Source organism: Carboxydocella sporoproducens DSM 16521 (assembly GCF_900167165.1).
Lineage (GTDB): Bacteria > Bacillota.
Genome location: NZ_FUXM01000047.1, coordinates 1 through 16,812, shown reverse-complemented (window position 1 = coordinate 16,812; position 16,812 = coordinate 1). Strand labels below are relative to the sequence as shown.

Sequence of the window (16,812 nt, the reverse complement as noted above, 5' to 3'; positions counted from 1 at the left end):
ATGCTAAATTTGTTCTTCTCGTGTTTCTTTGGCATTCCTGATCAGCTCCCCGAAACCCTGCCGGACTTTGCTGCTTCTCCAATGGATAATAGTTCCATTTTTTTATTGTAGCAAAACAGTTAAATACAATCAATTATAGTCTAGTTTTCTGAAGCTGCTGCTTACCTCCCCACCGTTATTTTTATTAGCCCGGGGTCAAGTCCATACAGCCGGGCCAGAGTTTTCGCCAGGCGTCGGGTATCCACCCCTGCCCCGCTCTCACCCCGGGCCATTACATCCACACTCTGATGCTCGGCCAGCCCCTGTGCTTCCAGCTGGACAGTCAGCTCCTGTAATTGAACTTTTCCCCCGCTGGTATCCAACCGGACATCGATTTTATCCACCCTGGCACCGGTTATGCTTTCGGCTACTGCACTAACCTGCTGAGACAGTTGTTCCTTCAGCCTGTTTTCACTTTCAGCCAGAGCTTCCTGACGTAATCGCTCCCCTTCCCGCAGGGCTGTCTCAATTTGTGGCAGGCCGCCTCCGCTAAAAGCCTGTAAGCGGCTGCTCCAGTCTTCCTTGACTAGTCCCAGAATTGGTTCTAGCACTGTAACCAGCAAGAAGAGGCCGATTACCAGACGTACAGTCCCTTTCAGGCCACTGCGGGGCAAGAGCAGCTCCAGCAGCAAGGCCAGCAAGGACAAAACCAGAAGTTGTCCTACAATCTGTCGCAAGAGCTCCATATTTCCCCTCCTTAGCGCAAGGCAGTAGCCAGATTGCTGGCAGCGATCAAGCCGGAAATCATCAAGAAGAACATTAAACCGGTAATAGCAACCGCCCCGAACATCAGGGTCAGGCTTGTGTCTACCTGCTCTAAGGCATCCGCCAGTTTACCGGCACTCAAAGGTTGCAGGAGAGCTGCCGCCAGTTTCAGGGTAAAAGTAACTGCCAGGATTTTTAAGGCGGGCAGTACGGCCAGGAGAGCAATAATAACCAGGCCGGTTAAACCCACTGCACTTTTCATCAGAACCGCCCCGCTCACCACCGTTTCCACAGCATCACTGAGCATGCCACCTACCACCGGGACCAGAGCATCGGTGGCAAATTTGGCCGTTCGCAAAGCTACCCCGTCAGCTACACCACTGCCTACCCCCTGGACGGATATAATGCCCAGTACCACCGTCATCAAAAGGCCGATAGCAAAAACTGCACCGGTACGCAGTAACCCGGCCAGTTTGCTGACTTGAACTTTGCCGGTTACCTCATTAACCAGTCCCAGTAAAGCAGCCAGACCAATGAGAGGTATTACCACAAATTCCATCAAAGTAGCGGTAAGGGTTGCCGCTCCCACCAGCATAGTACTGAAAAAGGAGGAACCGAGAAAGGAGCCGGTTAATACCACCAGGGTTAACAGTACAGGTGCCAGAATCTGAATAAACCGGGTCATTTCCTTAACTCCATCAATTGCAACTCCAGCCGTAACGGCAAAGGTTTTCAAAACAATCGTGAACACTACTAAATAGATGATAGCCGCCGCTGTTTCCGCCACTCCCTTGTTTTCCAGGGAATCAGCTACCGTCCGCGTTAACCCCAGCAGGACCCCTAGCACCAGCAATTGACCCAGCAGTTTCAGGTTGGCCAGAAGCTGGCGGGAGAAAAAACTAAGCAATCCACTCAATACTTGTCCCACACCGAGAGACCACTCGCCCCGTTTCAAACTCTCCAGCAGATTCCGAAAATTGATCTGGGGCATATAGGGGGCCAGCTCCCGGTCTATGCGAGCCAGGTATTCCTGCAAGCCACTGAGATCCACCTGATTTTCCGGGCTGGCGGCCAGTACCGGCTGGATTCCAGCCGCCAGAACCAGGCTGACTAATAACAGAATTATTAACAGTTTTCTTTTCATATTCTTCACCTCATGGCATCAGCCCCAGGACCGACTGGATGATGGCCAGAATGACCGGCACCGCCAGGATCAGAATCAGGATTTTGGCTACCAGCTCTACCTTGCCAGCAATGGCTCCTTCTCCCGCATCCCGGCAAACCTGGGCCCCGAATTCAGCTATATAAGCGATGCCGATTATTTTCAGCACCGTCCCCAGGTAAGCCTGGTTGACATTGGCTTTACTGGCCAGCTGTTGCAGAATATCAAAAATTGCTCCCACCTTGGTAAGAACCAGGCCAAACAAGCCCGCTGCTACAACCAGAGTGACAAACAGGGCCAGTTCCGGCCGAATCTGTTTTAACACCAGAATCAGCAAACTGGCCAGCAGGGCCACTCCTACTACCTGTATGATTTCCATCGCCCTCACCCCGTCAGTAGAGCATAAAGACGCTTTTGACTTCCTGGAACAGGTCCCCCAGCAGCTTGACTACTACCACCAGCACCATTACTATCCCGGCCAGTACCGCCATTTTGCCGATCTCCTCATTTTTAGCCTCTTTCAATACAGCCATAATCACCATCAGTAACACGCCCAGGCCAGCAATTTGAAACAAGAGCTGTAAATTGACGATTTTCATGTTTATACCTCCCGTCAGAGCAATAATATGGTAAGAGCCAGGCCCCCCAGTAAGCCCAGATAACTGACCGGCCGGCAATAGCGCCGGGCTGCTGCCCTGGCTACTTCCTCCTGCTGGGCTAATTGCTGGCGAACCAGGGCCAGATGTTTGGCCTGGTCCAGGCGGTCAGAATTGCCCAGACTGCCTCCCAGACTGGCCAGCACCTCCCGGTCAACAGGGGTTAAAGGCTGGTTCCGCCACCAGTCTTCTACAGCCTCTTGCCAGACTTCGCCACCGGTTTTACCTTTGTTTCCCTGCATTTTGGCGGCAGCCAGCAAAAACAGCTCTCCTACTGCCCCCTGATTCACTGCTCCGCAATGCAAAAAAGCATCCGCTAATGGCACCGCCCCGAAAACGATCTGGGTTTCCAGGACCTGTAAACCGTTCTGCAAGGCCGCCAGCAGCTGGGGTCTTTTTCGCAGCTGTCCAGCTATAGTCAATCCGGCTGCTGAGGATGACCCCACTACCAGCAGCATCCCGGCCAGTTTCAGCCACATAATTTCACCTCCTCAGCGCAGGTAAACTTTTTCCACTGTCCCCGGCCCTTCCCGGCGGCTTAACACTACGATTCTCTGGAAAAGGCGCAGGGCCAGCAATTCCCGTCCAAACGGCCGGCGGGCCAGATCGTTGATCCCGGCCCCATGGATACTGGCCAGCAAAATTGCCCCGTTATTGGCTGCTTCCAGCAACGCCTGCTGGTCAGCAGCAGTTCCGATTTCATCACAGACTACCAGTTCCGGCCCCATGGTGCGAATTAACATAGACAGCCCTTCCGCTTTAGGACAGCCATCCAGCACATCGGTGCGGGGGCCAACTTCCAGCTGAGGTATCCCTTGATAACAGCCGGCAATTTCCGACCGCTCGTCCACCAGGCCCACAGTCAGAGGGGCCAGTCCGGCTGCCGGCCAGCCGCTACTAGCCAGCCTGACTAAATCTCTGAGCAAAGTGGTTTTCCCACAGCGCGGTGGCGAGATAATCAGGGTGCTATGAAGTCTGCCTGTTACTTTATCCAGCAACTGGGGCAATAGCTTTTCTCCTACCCCTGGATACTGCCGGGCCAGGCGGATATTGAGGGAACCGAAATGCTGAAAACCCCGGATTTTGTTGCCGTCCCTTAGCACCTTGCCGGCAATACCCACCCGGTGTCCACCGGGTAGGGTAAGATATCCCTTGCTCAATTCCGCCTCATAGGCATAAATGGAAGCAGCCGTCATTATATTCAGGGTCCGGGCAATATCCTCAGCGGTAACCAGTACCGGCTCTCCTTCCAGTCGCGGCCACATCTCCTCATCTCCCAGCCGCAGCTGCAGCGGTCGCCCAGCCCGCAACCGGATTTCCTCCACCAGGGGCCAGCGCTCAGGCGGTACTGTCAGCACCGCTGCAGCCAGGTTAGGAGCCAGCCAGGCTGCTATCTTTTCCAACCCCCTCACCCCCCTTTCTGTACCCATGTATATGCGAACTTGTCTACTTTATGCCAGCATGAAAAAAACCTGAAGGCAAATCGCCTCCAGGTTTTCCGTTGCAGCATATTAAATTTAAATGTCTTCTTCTTCAGCTCTGGCTTGTTGGCCAGCTTTTTCCACTTCTGACCAGTCTACATCCTGGTCATTAACAAACACTACTGTGTCACAATTGGGGCAGGTTACTTCAATCAAATCCTCATCATCAATGATATCCCGTTCAAAGGCCACTATTTCATGGCAGTTGGGGCATTCCACATCGACAAATTCATCTTCATCCAGATCTTCAAACTCATCATGGTCATGGCCACAGTCGCAGACAGTATCCAGCTCCTCTTCCAGCTCTTCCAGATCCTCATCAATGGACTCTACATAATCAGCCAGTTCTTCATAGGCTTCATCCAGTTCATCGATCTTCTCGGCCATATGCCTGAGCACATCGATGACTTCTACCAGCAAACGCCCTTCCCTGGTTTCACTATTGATATTCAGCCCATCTGCCAGTCCTTTGAGATAGCTTACCCGTTGTTTCAGGGTTTTCATATTTTCATCCCCTTTCTCTTTCAATCCTGCCCCTTAGGTTTTCCCGCCAGGTCAACAATTATACCCGTTTGATATAGGTGCCGGTCCGGGTATCGATTTGCAGGACATCACCGGTTTCCACAAAGAAGGGCACCTGTACCACCGCTCCGGTTTCCAGAGTGGCCGGTTTGGAACCGCCGGAAGCAGTATCACCCTTGATTCCCGGCGGAGTATCCACTACTTTCAGTTCTACAAAATTGGGCACTTCTACCCCGATGGTCTGTCCCTGGAACATCAACACATGGATATTCATATTGTCTTTAAGCCACTTGATGGCATCTCCCAGTTGCTCTTTGGACAACATGACCTGGTCATAGGTTTCCATATCCATAAAGTTGTAGTTTTCGCCATCATTATAGAGATACTGCATTTCTTTCCGTTCCACATGGGCTTTGGGCACTTTCTCTCCGGCATTGAAAGTTCTCTCAATGACAGCACCGGTACGCACATTTTTCAGCTTGGTGCGCACAAAAGCAGCACCCTTACCCGGTTTGACGTGCTGAAATTCCACGATCTGATAAACATCTCCTTCGACCTCAATGGTCATGCCATTACGAAAATCGTTGGAAGAAATCATCTGTTAACTCAACCTCCTGTTTTATCTCTAGAGTTCTATTTCCAAAAGGGTCTTCGGAGCTTTGGTCAACACCCGGCAACCCTCAGGAGTAACAACAACCACATCCTCAATCCTTACCCCACCCCAGCCGGGCAGGTAAATTCCCGGTTCAACAGTCAATACCATCCCGGGAGCAAGGGTCACATCTCCCTGGGGAGAAAGGCGTGGTTCTTCATGGATCACCAGACCCAGACTGTGGCCCAGACCATGGCCAAAATTCCGGCCATAACCGGCAGCGCTGATCAGATCCCGGGCCACTTTGTCCACTTCCCGTCCTGTTAATCCCGGCCGGATGACAGCCAGAGCCTGTAGCTGCGCCGCCAGCACGGTTTCATAAACTTTTTTCTGTTCTGCCGTGGCTTTCCCCAGCACCACTGTTCGGGTCATATCCGAATGATAACCCTGCCAGACTGCCCCAAAATCCAGTTTGAGGAAATCCCCGGCCTGCAGCTGCCGTTGGCTGGGAGTAGCATGAGGCAAGGAAGAACGGGGCCCGGAGGCCACGATAGAAGGAAAAGCCAGCCCTTCACTGCCCAGCCGCCGCAGAATAAATTCCAATTCCAGAGCCAGTTCCAGTTCCGAAATCCCGGGTTTAATTACAGGTAGCAAGCGCTCAAAGGCCTGGTCGGCAATATGTACTGCTTTTTCGATCAGAGCCAGCTCCTGTTCATCTTTGAGCCAGCGCAGCCGTTCCACCAGCCCTTCCCGGGCCACCAGTTCCAGGGGCTTAAGTTTTTCCTGCAGGGTTTGTCCCTGTTTATAGGGCAGAAAATCCGCTTCAAAACCTACATTACTGATACCGGTCTCCCTGATGGTCTGCACCAGTTTTTCCATGGGCTGATTGCCCAGGTCGATTACCTGCCAGCCATCCGCCTGGGCTGCAGCCTGTTCTAGATAGCGAAAATCCGTCAACAGCAGGGTATCCTTTTCCGTAATCAACAACCAGCCATTACTGCCGGTAAAACCGCTGAGGTAGCGGCGGTTCTCCGGCCGGTTGACCAGATAGCCCTCCAGTTTTTCCTGTTGCAAATATTGTCTCAACTTATGTACTCTTGAATTCATTGATTTTCCTCCTTGGCCAGTAAAGCCGCAACTGCCTGCACTGCCAGCATGTAGCTTTCCGGCCCGAACCCGCATATGGTTCCAGCTGCTACATCGGCAATAACCGAAAGCTGCCGGAAATGTTCCCGGGCATGGATATTGGTCAGGTGCACCTCCACTACCGGCAGATTCACCGCTTTCAGGGCATCCCGCAGGGCAAAACTGTAATGAGTCAGGGCCCCGGGATTGATAATAATAGCCTGACAGCGGCCATAGGCCTGGTGAATGCGGTCAATCAAACTGCCCTCGTGATTGGACTGAAAAAACTCCAGCTCCAGGCCAAACTGGCGCCCCAGTTTTTCCATCATACGGTTGATCTCCACCAGGGTAGTTTCCCCGTAAACCCCTGGTTCTCTGATCCCCAGCAAATTTAGATTTGGTCCATTTAAAACCAGAACTTTTTTCATCCTTTTCACCACCTGTCTTAAACCCATCAGTACAATATTTTACCACAAGTAGTCAAGGGAATAAAGAAGCATGCCGGAAAAAATCCGACATGCCAGACTGCTACTTGCCACTGACGGGCATGGCTTGAATGCGCACAGTTGGTGAGCCTTTGCCGCCAAAAAAGGTCAGGTCATCAGCAATGGCATCGATTTTTTGCAGTAGCTCAGCCAGATTGCCGGCCAGTGCCACTCCCCGTACCGGTTTGGTTAACTGGCCTTTCTCAATCAGGAAACCGGCTGCTCCAACGGAAAAATCCCCGGAAATGGGGTTGGCTGTATGCATGCCCATTACTTCCGTGACATAGAAACCATATTCAATCTCTGCCAGCAGCTGCTCAGGACTGACGGGTCCAGGTGCGAGAAAGAAATTGGTAGTACCGATTTCAGGAGTGCCTTTAAACCCACTGGGCCGCTGACCATTTCCAGTAGACTGTTTGCCTTCCTTGCGGGCTGCATAAGTGTTGTATAAAAAGCTGTCCAGTCGCCCGGCCTGAATCAGGATGGTCTCCTGGGAAGGCACTCCTTCCCCGTCAAAGGGAGCGGACATAATCGCTCCTGGCCGTCGTCCGTCATCAATAAGAGTAACCAGCGGTGCCGCTACATTGCTGCCGATTTTGCCGGCAAAGAGGGACTTGCCTTTTTGAACGGCCTCTGCGGACAAAGCCGGAGCCAGCACGCCCAGGAAAGCGGTAGCAATGCGGGGAGCAAATACCACTGGCATGGTCGCAGTGGTAAGAGGTTCTGCTCCCAGCATGCGGGCTGCCTGCAAACCCGCTTCCCGCCCGATTTCTTCCGGGTTCAGGCTGTTAAAATCCAGAGCATAATTAAAGTGATATCCAGTCTGGGCTTCCCCCTTATCTTCAGCCACTACAAAGGCATAAGCCCCACAGTAGCCTCCCTCATAACTGGCCTTCAGCCCTCTGGTATTGACAATGGCGATGGTGTACTGGCTTTCGGAATACCCGCAGGACTCAGTGATTTTTACCCGCGGATCAGCGGCATGGGCTTGCGCCTCCACCCTTTTAGCCAGTTCGATTTTGGTTTCAACCGGCGTCTGCGCCAGCAGGGGGTCTAGTAATTGAAGCTCAGGATAGTCCTTAGCGTTTTCCGGCAGGCCATAGGCCGGGTCAGCCGCAGTATGTACGGCATTAGCCAGCGCCTGCTCCACTGCCCTTTGCACAGCAGCAGGCGAAAAGTCACTGGTATAGGCAAACCCCAGTTTGCCTTCCCGAAACACTCTAATTCCCAAACCCTGTTCCTCCGCCATTTTCAGGGTTTCCACCTGGCTATTCGCCACATCTACTGACAATTCCCGGGAAGAGGAGAGATAAATTTCCCCTTCCACCGTTCCCGCTTTTTTCAAATACGCCAGAGCCTGTTCCCCTATACGCAGGAGTTCTTCCTGTTTCATCCGGCCAACTCCTTTCTTTATCTTCTGCTTAGTATAATTCATCATCCTGGCCCGTATTCCTGCCTGAAAGAAAAAACGGCCCGAAAGGGGCCAAACCGAAAAGATAGGGGGTAGGTATATGCTAACGGCCACAAAGACCGTGTAGCAGCATTTGGAAAACCTGTGGTACCTGGGCCGCCAGACTGTAATGGCGACGGCTCCAGACCCAGCGAGTAACAATATCATCCAGGGTGCCAAAGATCATTTGCCGGGCCAGATATTTATTCAGATCAGGGGCAAAAACCCCCTGGGCCTTCCCTTCTTCAATCAGCTCTTCGATCAAACGGAAATAACCGCGCAGGGTTTCCCCTAGAGCCAGGCGCAAGCGCGGGTCGGACTGGCGCAATTCCACCTGGGTGACTGTGGCCAGATCCGGACTGGCTTCCAGCTTGGTCAGATGAGCCTCCACCAGTTTACGCAGTTTGCTAACCACATCCGGCATTGCTGCGATTTCCTGGCGCACTTCTTCAATAAACTGGCCCATAAACTCATTGAACAAATCAATGAGAATTTCCTCTTTGCTGTCGAAATAGAGATAAATGGTTCCATCGGCTACCCCGGCTTCCCGGGCAATCTTGCTGACCTGGGAGTTGGCATAGCCATTGGCAGCAATCACTTTTACCGCAGCATCGAGGATGGCCTCATACTTCTCTCCCTTTTTCTTTGCCATCTCTCTGCCCCCACCCAATCATTTTTCTGGTTCTCTATCATGTTAGCCAAGGAAAGGCCATTTGTCAAGCCCCGAGCTGCTCTTTCAACACCCGCCGCAAAATTTTGCCAGTGCTGTTTTTGGGAAGCTCCGGCGTAATAATTATTTTGGCCGGCACTTTATATTTAGCCAAATGCTGGCGACAATGCTCTAAAACCTCTTCCTCAGTTAAAGTTTGACCAGCTTTAGTAGCGACAAAGGCCACTACCGCTTCACCATAATCCGGATCTGGCACACCGATTACCGCCGCTTCTAGCACCTGGGGTATCTGATATAAGACCTCTTCCACTTCCCGGGGATAAACATTGTAGCCACCAACGATGACCATGTCCTTTTTGCGGTCTACAATATAGAGATAACCCTCTTCATCCCGCCGGGCTAAATCGCCGGTATGCAGCCAGCCGTTCCGCAGGGCTTCCGCCGTAGCTGCTGGATTATTGAAATAACCGGCCATGACATTCGGTCCCTTTACAACCAGTTCTCCTACTTCTCCTGCCGGTAGTTCGCGGTCATTGTCATCCACAATTTTTACCTCCACCCCTGGAATGGTCAAACCAATGGACCCAGGTTTGCGGGCCCCATCAATGGGGTTGAAGGACACTACCGGACTTGCTTCAGAGAGCCCATAACCTTCCAGAATAATAGTCCGGAATTTGGCTTCGAAATTGCGCAACAGCTCTACCGGCAAAGAAGCTCCCCCGGAAATGGCCAGCCGCAAACTGCGAAAATCTTCCGGACGAGCGTTAGGAATTTGCATAATAAAATTGTACATCGTCGGCACCCCGGCAAAGACTGTTGCCTGCCAGTCCCTGATCACATTTACCACTTCAGCTGGTGAGAATTTAGGCAGGATATACATCGGACTTCCTACCAGTACGGCCATATTCATGCAGACAGTCATGCAAAACACATGGAACATAGGCAAAACAACTACAAAACGATCATCTGCAGTAGCCCGGACATAATGCCGTAATGACTCTGCATTGGAACAAAGATTTTTATGAGTGAGCATAGCTCCCTTCGGCTTCCCGGTGGTGCCAGAGGTGTAGAGGATTACCGCTACATCATCTTCATGTAGCTCCTGCCAGCTGGTTAAAGGCACTGCCTCTAAAGCCTCAGCCCAGCTAATGGCCCCCTCTACCTTTTCTCCACAGGCAATTATCCAGCTCAAATGCGGCAAGTAAGCTCTATACTCCAGCAAAGCTGCAGCAATCTGTGGTAAAGTCACAACCCCGATAGACTGACTGTCCATCAGAATATAGCCGATCTCATCTCTGGTATAAAGGGGATTAATGGGAATCACACGGGCACCCAGGCTAACCACAGCATAATAGGTGATGAGAAATTCCGCCGAATTGGGCAAAATCAAAGCTACAGAACAATCTTCCTTAACCCCGAGTTCTCGCAATTTACCCGCCAGCCTGGCTACCTGCTGTCCCAGTTCCGTGTAGGAGCAGGTTTTACCAAGATAAGTATAGGCCTCCGCCTCTCCCCTTTGCTGTACACTATTAAATAAATTCTCCCGCAAGTTCATTGTCTCTTACCTCCCTATGAATGAACGCTCATTCCCCTCCTTTGATTGTAAAGTATTATTTTCTGAAAATATATTCATTTCGCCGAAAGGTCGAAAATCGTCCATGAAATGCCAAAAACAGCCCCCTAACGGAGGCTGTAATAGTGAACATTATCTTTAGCGGTTACTGTCACTTTTCCTTCCTGTTCTAGCAGGTCCAGATGCCCCCAGACCTTGGAGATGCCCAGGAAAACATCCAGGGCCTTCATGTCGGGATACACCTGGCAAGCTATTTGGTAGGGAGTTTGGGGCGTGATATCCAGGGCTGCCATTACCGTTTGCTCCCGCTGTTGATGATAGTCACGGAACCGCTCCAGAACCGCGGCCAGATCAGTAAAGGGCTGGCCATGTCCCGGATAGACCAGCTTTACCGGCAATGCTGCTACCATTTCCACGCTCTGCAAGTACTCCAGCATTGACCGCCGCCGCTGGCCATCCTTACCCTTGTCCAGAATAGGATTGGGGGAAATATCGCTTAAAATGTGATCCCCGGAATAGAGAATTCCATGCTGACGCAGATAAAAACAACAATGTCCCGCTGAGTGTCCGGGAGTAAACAGGGTTTCCAGCGGGCCCTGTACCGTTTCAAAAACATCTCCGGCTTTTAATGCCCTTACTTCTACATCCTGCAAAGGCACTACATAGGATTGCCGCGACTTCTGGTAAACTTCCGTCAATTCCGCCAGCATCTCCCCTGGCACGCCGCCCTGGATCAGCAGCTCCGCCCTGGCCAGAGCCTGGCTTCCGGGCTCCTTTAATCGTTGAAACTCATCTTCATTTAAGTAGACCGGACAATTATGCTCACGGGCTATTTCCGCTGCCAGCCCCAGATGGTCGGGATGGCCATGGGTAACCAGTATACCCTGCAAAGGAGCAGGCAGCCAGTCCTTAATCAGCTGCCGGGCTTCAGGGGTCGCCACCCCGGCATCAATTAAATAAAAACCCTTTTCCCCCTGTAAGGCATATAAGTTAACCGGCCCCACCGGAAAAGGTGTAGGAACTGTCAGTTGCATCTACATTGCCCCCTTAATGAATAACTGTTCATGGAAAAAAGTATATACTATTCCACCATAATCTGCAAGACAAAAAGCAAACTCCCTGCTTTTATTGAGCAGGGAGCAGTTTGAATTAACCTAATTCTGGGCAGGTTTGTTCTTTAATACCCAGATTAATGCTATTACAGCAGCTGCCAGCAATAGGCCCTGGGCTGCCAGGGATTCCATGGAAGGATACAGGCCAATCCCTTGCACTTTGGGAATCCAGGGAATGATCGTTTCACCAACAACCTTTCCTTCCTGCAATTCGTGAATCCCCACTCCGGTAAATTTAAAGGCCAGATAATAGAGCAAGACCCCGGTAATGGTGAAGAAAGGTTTAATGGGAACCTTCATCCCGAAGACGAAAATGGCAACGGCAACAGCCGCCAGAGCGGCAGTGGCAATAACCATACCGGTACCAGCACTGGCCCAGCCAATCTGAGGGATCAGGGCAGCGTAAAACAGAACTGTTTCAAATCCTTCCCGGAATACCGCCAGAAAGGCTACAAAAGCCAGGGACAGGACATTATTTTGCGCCAGGGACGCCTGCGTCTGACCGGAAATATATTTTTGCCACTGTTCAGCATTGGCTTTGCTGATTAACCAGTAACTTACATAGAACAACATGCCAGCTGCGATAAGAGAAATTACCCCTTCAGCGATTTCCCGGTTAGCCACATTGGCAGTAAAGGCTGCACCAAAGACCCACGCCACCAGGAAAGAGGCCACAACACCGAGGATAGCGCCAGCATAAAGATATTTCACTTTGTCATTTTGTCCAGCCTTGCGCAAAAAAGCCAGTAAAGCTGCAAACACCAGCAAGGCCTCGAAACCTTCCCGCAGTAGAATAGTGGCGGAATCGATTATGCCACTCATATTGCCTTTTTGGACCTGAGCTTCTTCCCCTGGGGCTTTTTCTTCTTTCAGTTGCTTGACCAGGGCCTCAAGGGCTTCTATCTTTTCCTTGATTTTTCCCTGTTCAGGAGCAGAAGTTGCTAAAAGTTTCTTGGCTTCATCCAGGGTATTTTCAATTTGTTCGTGCAAGCCTTTCTGACTGGCTTTGACTTCTGCCTCAATTACTTCATATTTCTCATAGAATTCTGCCAGTTCAGCTTTGGCTTTCTCCCAGTTTTGTTCTTCCACAGCTTTCAAAGCTGCTTCCAGTTTTTCCTGCAACTCAGCCAGCACTTTAACTTTGCCTTCAGCTTTCTGCTCAGCCGGTGCGATGGCAACCAGTCCGGATTCGATTTTTTCCAGGGCCTCTTTTACCTTCTCTGCGGAAACCGGATTCTGGGCCAACAGGGATTTAATCTCATCTACTCCTGCTTCAATAGCTTCATGGGCTTCCCGGTTAGATACCTCTACCTGTTTCTCAATGGTTTCATAGCCCAGATAAAATTCCCCGATTTCCTCTTTTACTTTATTCCAATCTCCTGCCTTTGCGGCTGCTTCCGCTTTTTCGAAGATTTCCTTTAACTCTTTTTGTTTGGCAGCCACATCTACTGTCTTACCTTCAGCAGCATCTTCCTGGCCGGACAGTTCTTTTAATTCACCGGCAATCGCTTCAAGATGTTGCTCTACCTCTTCACTTTTCACCTGCTTGGCAGCCAGCAGTTTTTTAACCTCATCCACATGTTCCTCAATTTTCTCATGTTCTTTAGCAGCTACTGCCTTGACCTGGGTTTCAATTCCTTCGTATAGCTCATAAAATTCCTTGATTTCCTTTAAAGCCTCGGTATTTTCACCCTTTTTTACCGCCTCTTCCGTTTCCTCCAGGACACGCAATAAAGCCGGGATTTTGGCAGTAGCTTCTGCTGGCATTTTTGTTGCGGCCCAGACGGAGCTGGTTGTAAGCAAAATGGTGGACACCCCTAATGCCGCTAGCCATTGTTTGACTTTCATTGTTGTTCCTCCTTATGATAATGATTTTCAATTGCATTATACTGCTAATGAAAGTCATTGTCAATGGCTATAGTCCTTTTTTAGTCCATTTGTGCTATAACAAAATAAAGTAGGTAAACGTCATATTGGAGTATGGCTTACTGGACTACCCTGTCTCTTACAGTAGGTATCCAAAGCGGACGTTTGTCCCGTCCGCTTTCGGAATTTCTACTCGCAATACAGGTTGGGTTCATATGTGCCGGTTTTGATTTCGTGATGAAGGTGACACAGCTCCTCCTGCAGATTCTGTCCGAAAGCTACTCCAACTGAGCGGACTCACTCTCCAACAGTTTCGTCACCTCGATAGCCGTTCCTTTTGGCCTTCCAGCCGCAGTTTTCTCTTTCCCACTTTATTCAAGGTTACTCACATGACGAGCCAACCCCGGTTCGCTTGCGCTATGTTTTAGAGTCCCCCTTCGGCGCACCAATAGATCCTACTGTTGGCTAGTAACGCCCTTGCTTACGGGTTTTCTTCCCGCTGGTTAGGTGACAGGGTTTCTTTCAAGCCATCGGCTCAATAAACATGCCAGACCAACATAAAACTCGCTGCTATCAGAGCAGGGAGTTAGAAGTTATCGGCAATAGCTTTAGTTTTGTGCTTGTTTGTTTTTCCAGGACCAGACCAGAGCTACTACTGCCGCTGCCAGCAATACTCCCTGAGCTGCCAGGAGATATTTCCCCTTGTCACTTTGACCGGCCTTGCGCAAAAATGCGATTAATGCTGCGAAAACCAGCAACGCTTCAAAGCCTTCCCGCGGGAGAATGGTTGCTGAATCAATAATGTGTCCTTCAGCTCTTTTTTTAGCATCCATCTACCGTTTTGCCTTCTGCATTGCTTTCCTGACCTGACTAGTTCGTTTAAGGCCTCGGCATTCTCTCCCTTTTCGACAGCTTCTTTTGTGAAATTGTTGAAAATTCAAACACAGAAAAGCAAAATGACTGCCGACATCTTGCCGACAGTCTGTTTATTTAGTCAGCTTTACAGAAATAAAGGTACCACCTGAGCAATTGGCAATTGTTAACTTTTTACAATATTTTAACACAAACGGCAACCCTAATCCAACTGATTTTAGTGTATTTGTGGTACAAAAACCACTGATTAACAAACTTTGTGGCAGCTTTTCCAGCAAAAACCCGGGACCATAATCATTAACAGTCAAAACCAAATCATCAAAATTGTCAATCCCCCATTCTACCATACCGCGTTCAGCATGTTTTAAAATATTGTTTACCAGTTCTGAAAAAACAAGAATGTAAATACGCTGTTTTTCTTTGTTAATATCTAATTGATCCAGAAATTCATTAAAAAGCTTTCTGGCCTCAATCAGGTCCCGATAGTATAAAACTGGCATTTCACCGTAAACTTTATAATCTTCTTTGTACTTTTCAATATCGCTTTCATCTAAAAGAATAACCTTGCCTTCTGTTGCATCATTTAAAAAATCCTTGTATATAGTTCTTACGTATTTTAGTTTCCAGTCATGTTTACCTTGAGGATTATACATTTTTTCCCACCAGCGGACAAATACGTCCACAATTTCAGGATCCCATTGTTGACCGGCACCTTTGATTAAGTTATCTATTGCTTCATCCTGCTTCATTCCCTTTCTATATACCCGATCAGTAATCATGGCATCAAAGGCATCTGCAACCGCAATAATTCTTGCCCCTAGATCTATCGATTCCCCAATCAAGCCAAAGGGATATCCACTACCGTTCCACTGTTCATGATGTTGCTCAATTGCAGGTAAAATATCCTTAAAAATATCAAAGCTTTCCAAAATACGACAGGCTATTCGAGGATGCTCCTTGATAAACATTAATTCTTCATCGTTTAATTTCCCCGGCTTATTCAGTATATAATCTGGAATCCCTATCTTACCTATATCATGAAATAATCCCGCCAAATAAATCTTTTCGATTTCATCCTGAGAAAGTCTTAGCTCATTAGCAATTATCTTAGCATATGCTGCTACATTCTCTGAATGTTTTCTCGTATACCGATCTCTTTCCCCGATTGCCTGTACTATCGACTTGATAGTAGCTAATAAAATTTCCTTAATATTCATGTTCGAATCAATATCATAAATTTTCTCAAATAACTCATATCTCATAGCGTTACCACCTTAAAATCTTCTTATAGCCTCCTATATTTTTTTATAAACAATAGAGTTATTAATTTCATATCTGATAAAATTATGTTTTATGTTGTATATTGACTCAGAGGAACCTAAAATAAGATAACTATTTCTTTCCATAAAATTATATATATTATCCAAAACAATTTTTTTATTATCGGAATCAAAATAAAATAATACATTTTTCAAAAAGACTATATTAAATTTAATATTGCCAATTTTTGTTTCTAGATCACTTAAATTTATTAAATTAGCTACATGAAAAATTACATGGTTCTTTATACTATCTTTAACTATAAGAATATCATGGTTATCCGGGTGCCTACTAAAATATTTTTTTATTAATTTTTCATTTTTTACTTGTCTGAAAGTAAAACTATTTTTATTGTAACAGCCTTGACGAGCTTTTTCGATATTTAACGGGTTTATATCTGTACCAACTATTTGCCAGTTGGTATTCGGCAATATTAACCCAGACTCTAAAATTTTTATTGCTATACTATATGCTTCCTCACCAGTAGACGCCGCAGCACTCCAAATAAAAATATCTTTATAAAAAGGAGACTTTTTCAACAAATATATCATGGTATCCAACAAATGCTCTTCTCTAAAAAAATAAGTTTCATTTATTGTAGCTAAATCGATTAATATTTTTCTAAACTCTGAGGTTTTTAAATTCGAAGTAATAAATTCATTTAATTCAGTTGTCTTTAGATTGTATATTTTTACTAATTGATTTTCGATACGATCTATTTTGCTATTACTTAATACATTACCAGTTAGTTGATAAATTGTATCTCTTAGCAAACTTTTCATTCGTCGCCCCCCATCTCGAAAAGGACTAGCAATGCTAAAAAAGCATTGCTAGTCCTTCATTCCTTATATTCTATTGTAGTTTAGCATTAATTTCATAGACTTTTCTTTTACTTCATTAACCACCTTTAGCAATTCTTCTATTTTTTTATCCATTTGATAAACTGGGTTAACAGTATCTTTATTGACATCCATAGTCAAATCTTTTAAGACCTTGTCAATCTCTTTCAAGCTTTCTACCACCTTACCCTGTTCTTCACCCATTTTCTGCATTGCACCAGCCACTTGCACGGTCTGATTTGCTATATCTTCAATTGCAACAGTAATCTGTTCCGCTGCTTTTGCCTGTTCACGGCTGGCTACAGATATCTGTTCTCCCATCTGTTTTACATGGGCTACCCG

Annotated in this window: 19 protein-coding genes; all 19 read right to left on the bottom strand. The window is 48.1% G+C overall.

Features of this window, described 5'->3' with window-relative positions:
* Window positions 1-161: 161 nt before the first annotated feature.
* A complete protein-coding gene (locus B5D20_RS12225) occupies window positions 162-725 on the bottom strand; it encodes a stage III sporulation protein AF (protein ID WP_078666501.1) in 564 nt (187 codons plus the stop codon).
* Window positions 726-736: 11 nt separating this feature from the next.
* Window positions 737-1,888, bottom strand: a complete 1,152-nt coding sequence (gene spoIIIAE / locus B5D20_RS12220; protein WP_078666500.1) for a stage III sporulation protein AE — start codon at window positions 1,886-1,888, stop codon at window positions 737-739.
* A gap of 10 nt (window positions 1,889-1,898) precedes the next feature.
* Window positions 1,899-2,285: a stage III sporulation protein AD gene (gene spoIIIAD / locus B5D20_RS12215; RefSeq protein ID WP_078666499.1), complete on the bottom strand. Its 387-nt coding sequence runs from the start codon at window positions 2,283-2,285 to the stop codon at window positions 1,899-1,901.
* A gap of 13 nt (window positions 2,286-2,298) precedes the next feature.
* Complete coding sequence (gene spoIIIAC / locus B5D20_RS12210) at window positions 2,299-2,505, bottom strand: stage III sporulation protein AC (RefSeq protein WP_078666498.1); 207 nt, start codon at window positions 2,503-2,505, stop codon at window positions 2,299-2,301.
* A 14-nt stretch (window positions 2,506-2,519) separates the two neighbouring features.
* A complete protein-coding gene (locus tag B5D20_RS12205; RefSeq protein WP_078666497.1) occupies window positions 2,520-3,041 on the bottom strand; it encodes a hypothetical protein in 522 nt (173 codons plus the stop codon).
* 12 nt (window positions 3,042-3,053) lie between these two features.
* Window positions 3,054-3,974 (bottom strand): stage III sporulation protein AA, encoded by a 921-nt coding sequence (gene spoIIIAA / locus B5D20_RS12200; protein ID WP_423230536.1) that lies wholly within the window; start codon window positions 3,972-3,974, stop codon window positions 3,054-3,056.
* A 105-nt stretch (window positions 3,975-4,079) separates the two neighbouring features.
* Window positions 4,080-4,547 (bottom strand): CD1247 N-terminal domain-containing protein, encoded by a 468-nt coding sequence (locus tag B5D20_RS12195; protein ID WP_078666495.1) that lies wholly within the window; start codon window positions 4,545-4,547, stop codon window positions 4,080-4,082.
* A gap of 58 nt (window positions 4,548-4,605) precedes the next feature.
* A complete protein-coding gene (efp, locus tag B5D20_RS12190; protein ID WP_078666494.1) occupies window positions 4,606-5,163 on the bottom strand; it encodes an elongation factor P in 558 nt (185 codons plus the stop codon).
* 27 nt (window positions 5,164-5,190) lie between these two features.
* The gene (locus B5D20_RS12185; protein WP_078666493.1) at window positions 5,191-6,264 is read right to left on the bottom strand and encodes a M24 family metallopeptidase; all 1,074 of its coding nucleotides are present in this window, start codon (window positions 6,262-6,264) and stop codon (window positions 5,191-5,193) included.
* Window positions 6,261-6,710 (bottom strand): type II 3-dehydroquinate dehydratase, encoded by a 450-nt coding sequence (aroQ, locus tag B5D20_RS12180; protein WP_078666492.1) that lies wholly within the window; start codon window positions 6,708-6,710, stop codon window positions 6,261-6,263. The genes B5D20_RS12185 and aroQ overlap by 4 nt, the downstream gene beginning before the upstream one ends.
* Window positions 6,711-6,810: 100 nt before the next feature.
* Window positions 6,811-8,160, bottom strand: a complete 1,350-nt coding sequence (locus tag B5D20_RS12175) for a TldD/PmbA family protein (protein ID WP_078666491.1) — start codon at window positions 8,158-8,160, stop codon at window positions 6,811-6,813.
* 121 nt (window positions 8,161-8,281) lie between these two features.
* The gene (locus B5D20_RS12170) at window positions 8,282-8,869 is read right to left on the bottom strand and encodes a TetR/AcrR family transcriptional regulator (RefSeq protein WP_078666490.1); all 588 of its coding nucleotides are present in this window, start codon (window positions 8,867-8,869) and stop codon (window positions 8,282-8,284) included.
* A gap of 64 nt (window positions 8,870-8,933) precedes the next feature.
* Window positions 8,934-10,442, bottom strand: a complete 1,509-nt coding sequence (locus tag B5D20_RS12165) for a long-chain-fatty-acid--CoA ligase (protein ID WP_078666489.1) — start codon at window positions 10,440-10,442, stop codon at window positions 8,934-8,936.
* 125 nt (window positions 10,443-10,567) lie between these two features.
* Window positions 10,568-11,494, bottom strand: a complete 927-nt coding sequence (locus B5D20_RS12160) for an MBL fold metallo-hydrolase (RefSeq protein WP_078666488.1) — start codon at window positions 11,492-11,494, stop codon at window positions 10,568-10,570.
* A gap of 120 nt (window positions 11,495-11,614) precedes the next feature.
* Window positions 11,615-13,420: an FTR1 family protein gene (locus B5D20_RS12155; protein ID WP_078666487.1), complete on the bottom strand. Its 1,806-nt coding sequence runs from the start codon at window positions 13,418-13,420 to the stop codon at window positions 11,615-11,617.
* Between the two features lie 626 nt (window positions 13,421-14,046).
* Window positions 14,047-14,271, bottom strand: coding sequence for a hypothetical protein (locus B5D20_RS12150; RefSeq protein ID WP_078666486.1), 225 nt, complete (start codon window positions 14,269-14,271; stop codon window positions 14,047-14,049).
* 153 nt (window positions 14,272-14,424) lie between these two features.
* On the bottom strand, window positions 14,425-15,573 hold the full coding sequence (locus tag B5D20_RS12145; RefSeq protein ID WP_078666485.1) for an HD domain-containing phosphohydrolase: 1,149 nt from the start codon (window positions 15,571-15,573) through the stop codon (window positions 14,425-14,427).
* A gap of 33 nt (window positions 15,574-15,606) precedes the next feature.
* Window positions 15,607-16,413 (bottom strand): CheR family methyltransferase, encoded by an 807-nt coding sequence (locus B5D20_RS12140; protein WP_078666484.1) that lies wholly within the window; start codon window positions 16,411-16,413, stop codon window positions 15,607-15,609.
* A 63-nt stretch (window positions 16,414-16,476) separates the two neighbouring features.
* On the bottom strand, window positions 16,477-16,812 hold a 336-nt coding region (locus tag B5D20_RS13935), incomplete at its 5' end, for a methyl-accepting chemotaxis domain-containing protein (RefSeq protein WP_200803510.1).

What these genes read in the sequence shown, in the direction of transcription:
- B5D20_RS12140 (WP_078666484.1), bottom strand. Translation starts at nt 16,413, where the DNA reads ATGAAAAGTTTGCTAAGAGATACAATTTATCAACTAACTGGTAATGTA.
- spoIIIAE (WP_078666500.1), bottom strand. Translation starts at nt 1,888, where the DNA reads ATGAAAAGAAAACTGTTAATAATTCTGTTATTAGTCAGCCTGGTTCTG.
- B5D20_RS12205 (WP_078666497.1), bottom strand. Translation starts at nt 3,041, where the DNA reads ATGTGGCTGAAACTGGCCGGGATGCTGCTGGTAGTGGGGTCATCCTCA.
- spoIIIAC (WP_078666498.1), bottom strand. Translation starts at nt 2,505, where the DNA reads ATGAAAATCGTCAATTTACAGCTCTTGTTTCAAATTGCTGGCCTGGGC.
- spoIIIAD (WP_078666499.1), bottom strand. Translation starts at nt 2,285, where the DNA reads ATGGAAATCATACAGGTAGTAGGAGTGGCCCTGCTGGCCAGTTTGCTG.
- B5D20_RS12195 (WP_078666495.1), bottom strand. Translation starts at nt 4,547, where the DNA reads ATGAAAACCCTGAAACAACGGGTAAGCTATCTCAAAGGACTGGCAGAT.
- B5D20_RS12160 (WP_078666488.1), bottom strand. Translation starts at nt 11,494, where the DNA reads ATGCAACTGACAGTTCCTACACCTTTTCCGGTGGGGCCGGTTAACTTA.
- B5D20_RS12175 (WP_078666491.1), bottom strand. Translation starts at nt 8,160, where the DNA reads ATGAAACAGGAAGAACTCCTGCGTATAGGGGAACAGGCTCTGGCGTAT.
- B5D20_RS12225 (WP_078666501.1), bottom strand. Translation starts at nt 725, where the DNA reads ATGGAGCTCTTGCGACAGATTGTAGGACAACTTCTGGTTTTGTCCTTG.
- efp (WP_078666494.1), bottom strand. Translation starts at nt 5,163, where the DNA reads ATGATTTCTTCCAACGATTTTCGTAATGGCATGACCATTGAGGTCGAA.
- B5D20_RS12155 (WP_078666487.1), bottom strand. Translation starts at nt 13,420, where the DNA reads ATGAAAGTCAAACAATGGCTAGCGGCATTAGGGGTGTCCACCATTTTG.
- B5D20_RS12185 (WP_078666493.1), bottom strand. Translation starts at nt 6,264, where the DNA reads ATGAATTCAAGAGTACATAAGTTGAGACAATATTTGCAACAGGAAAAA.
- aroQ (WP_078666492.1), bottom strand. Translation starts at nt 6,710, where the DNA reads ATGAAAAAAGTTCTGGTTTTAAATGGACCAAATCTAAATTTGCTGGGG.
- B5D20_RS12170 (WP_078666490.1), bottom strand. Translation starts at nt 8,869, where the DNA reads ATGGCAAAGAAAAAGGGAGAGAAGTATGAGGCCATCCTCGATGCTGCG.
- B5D20_RS12150 (WP_078666486.1), bottom strand. Translation starts at nt 14,271, where the DNA reads ATGGATGCTAAAAAAAGAGCTGAAGGACACATTATTGATTCAGCAACC.
- B5D20_RS12165 (WP_078666489.1), bottom strand. Translation starts at nt 10,442, where the DNA reads ATGAACTTGCGGGAGAATTTATTTAATAGTGTACAGCAAAGGGGAGAG.
- B5D20_RS12145 (WP_078666485.1), bottom strand. Translation starts at nt 15,573, where the DNA reads ATGAGATATGAGTTATTTGAGAAAATTTATGATATTGATTCGAACATG.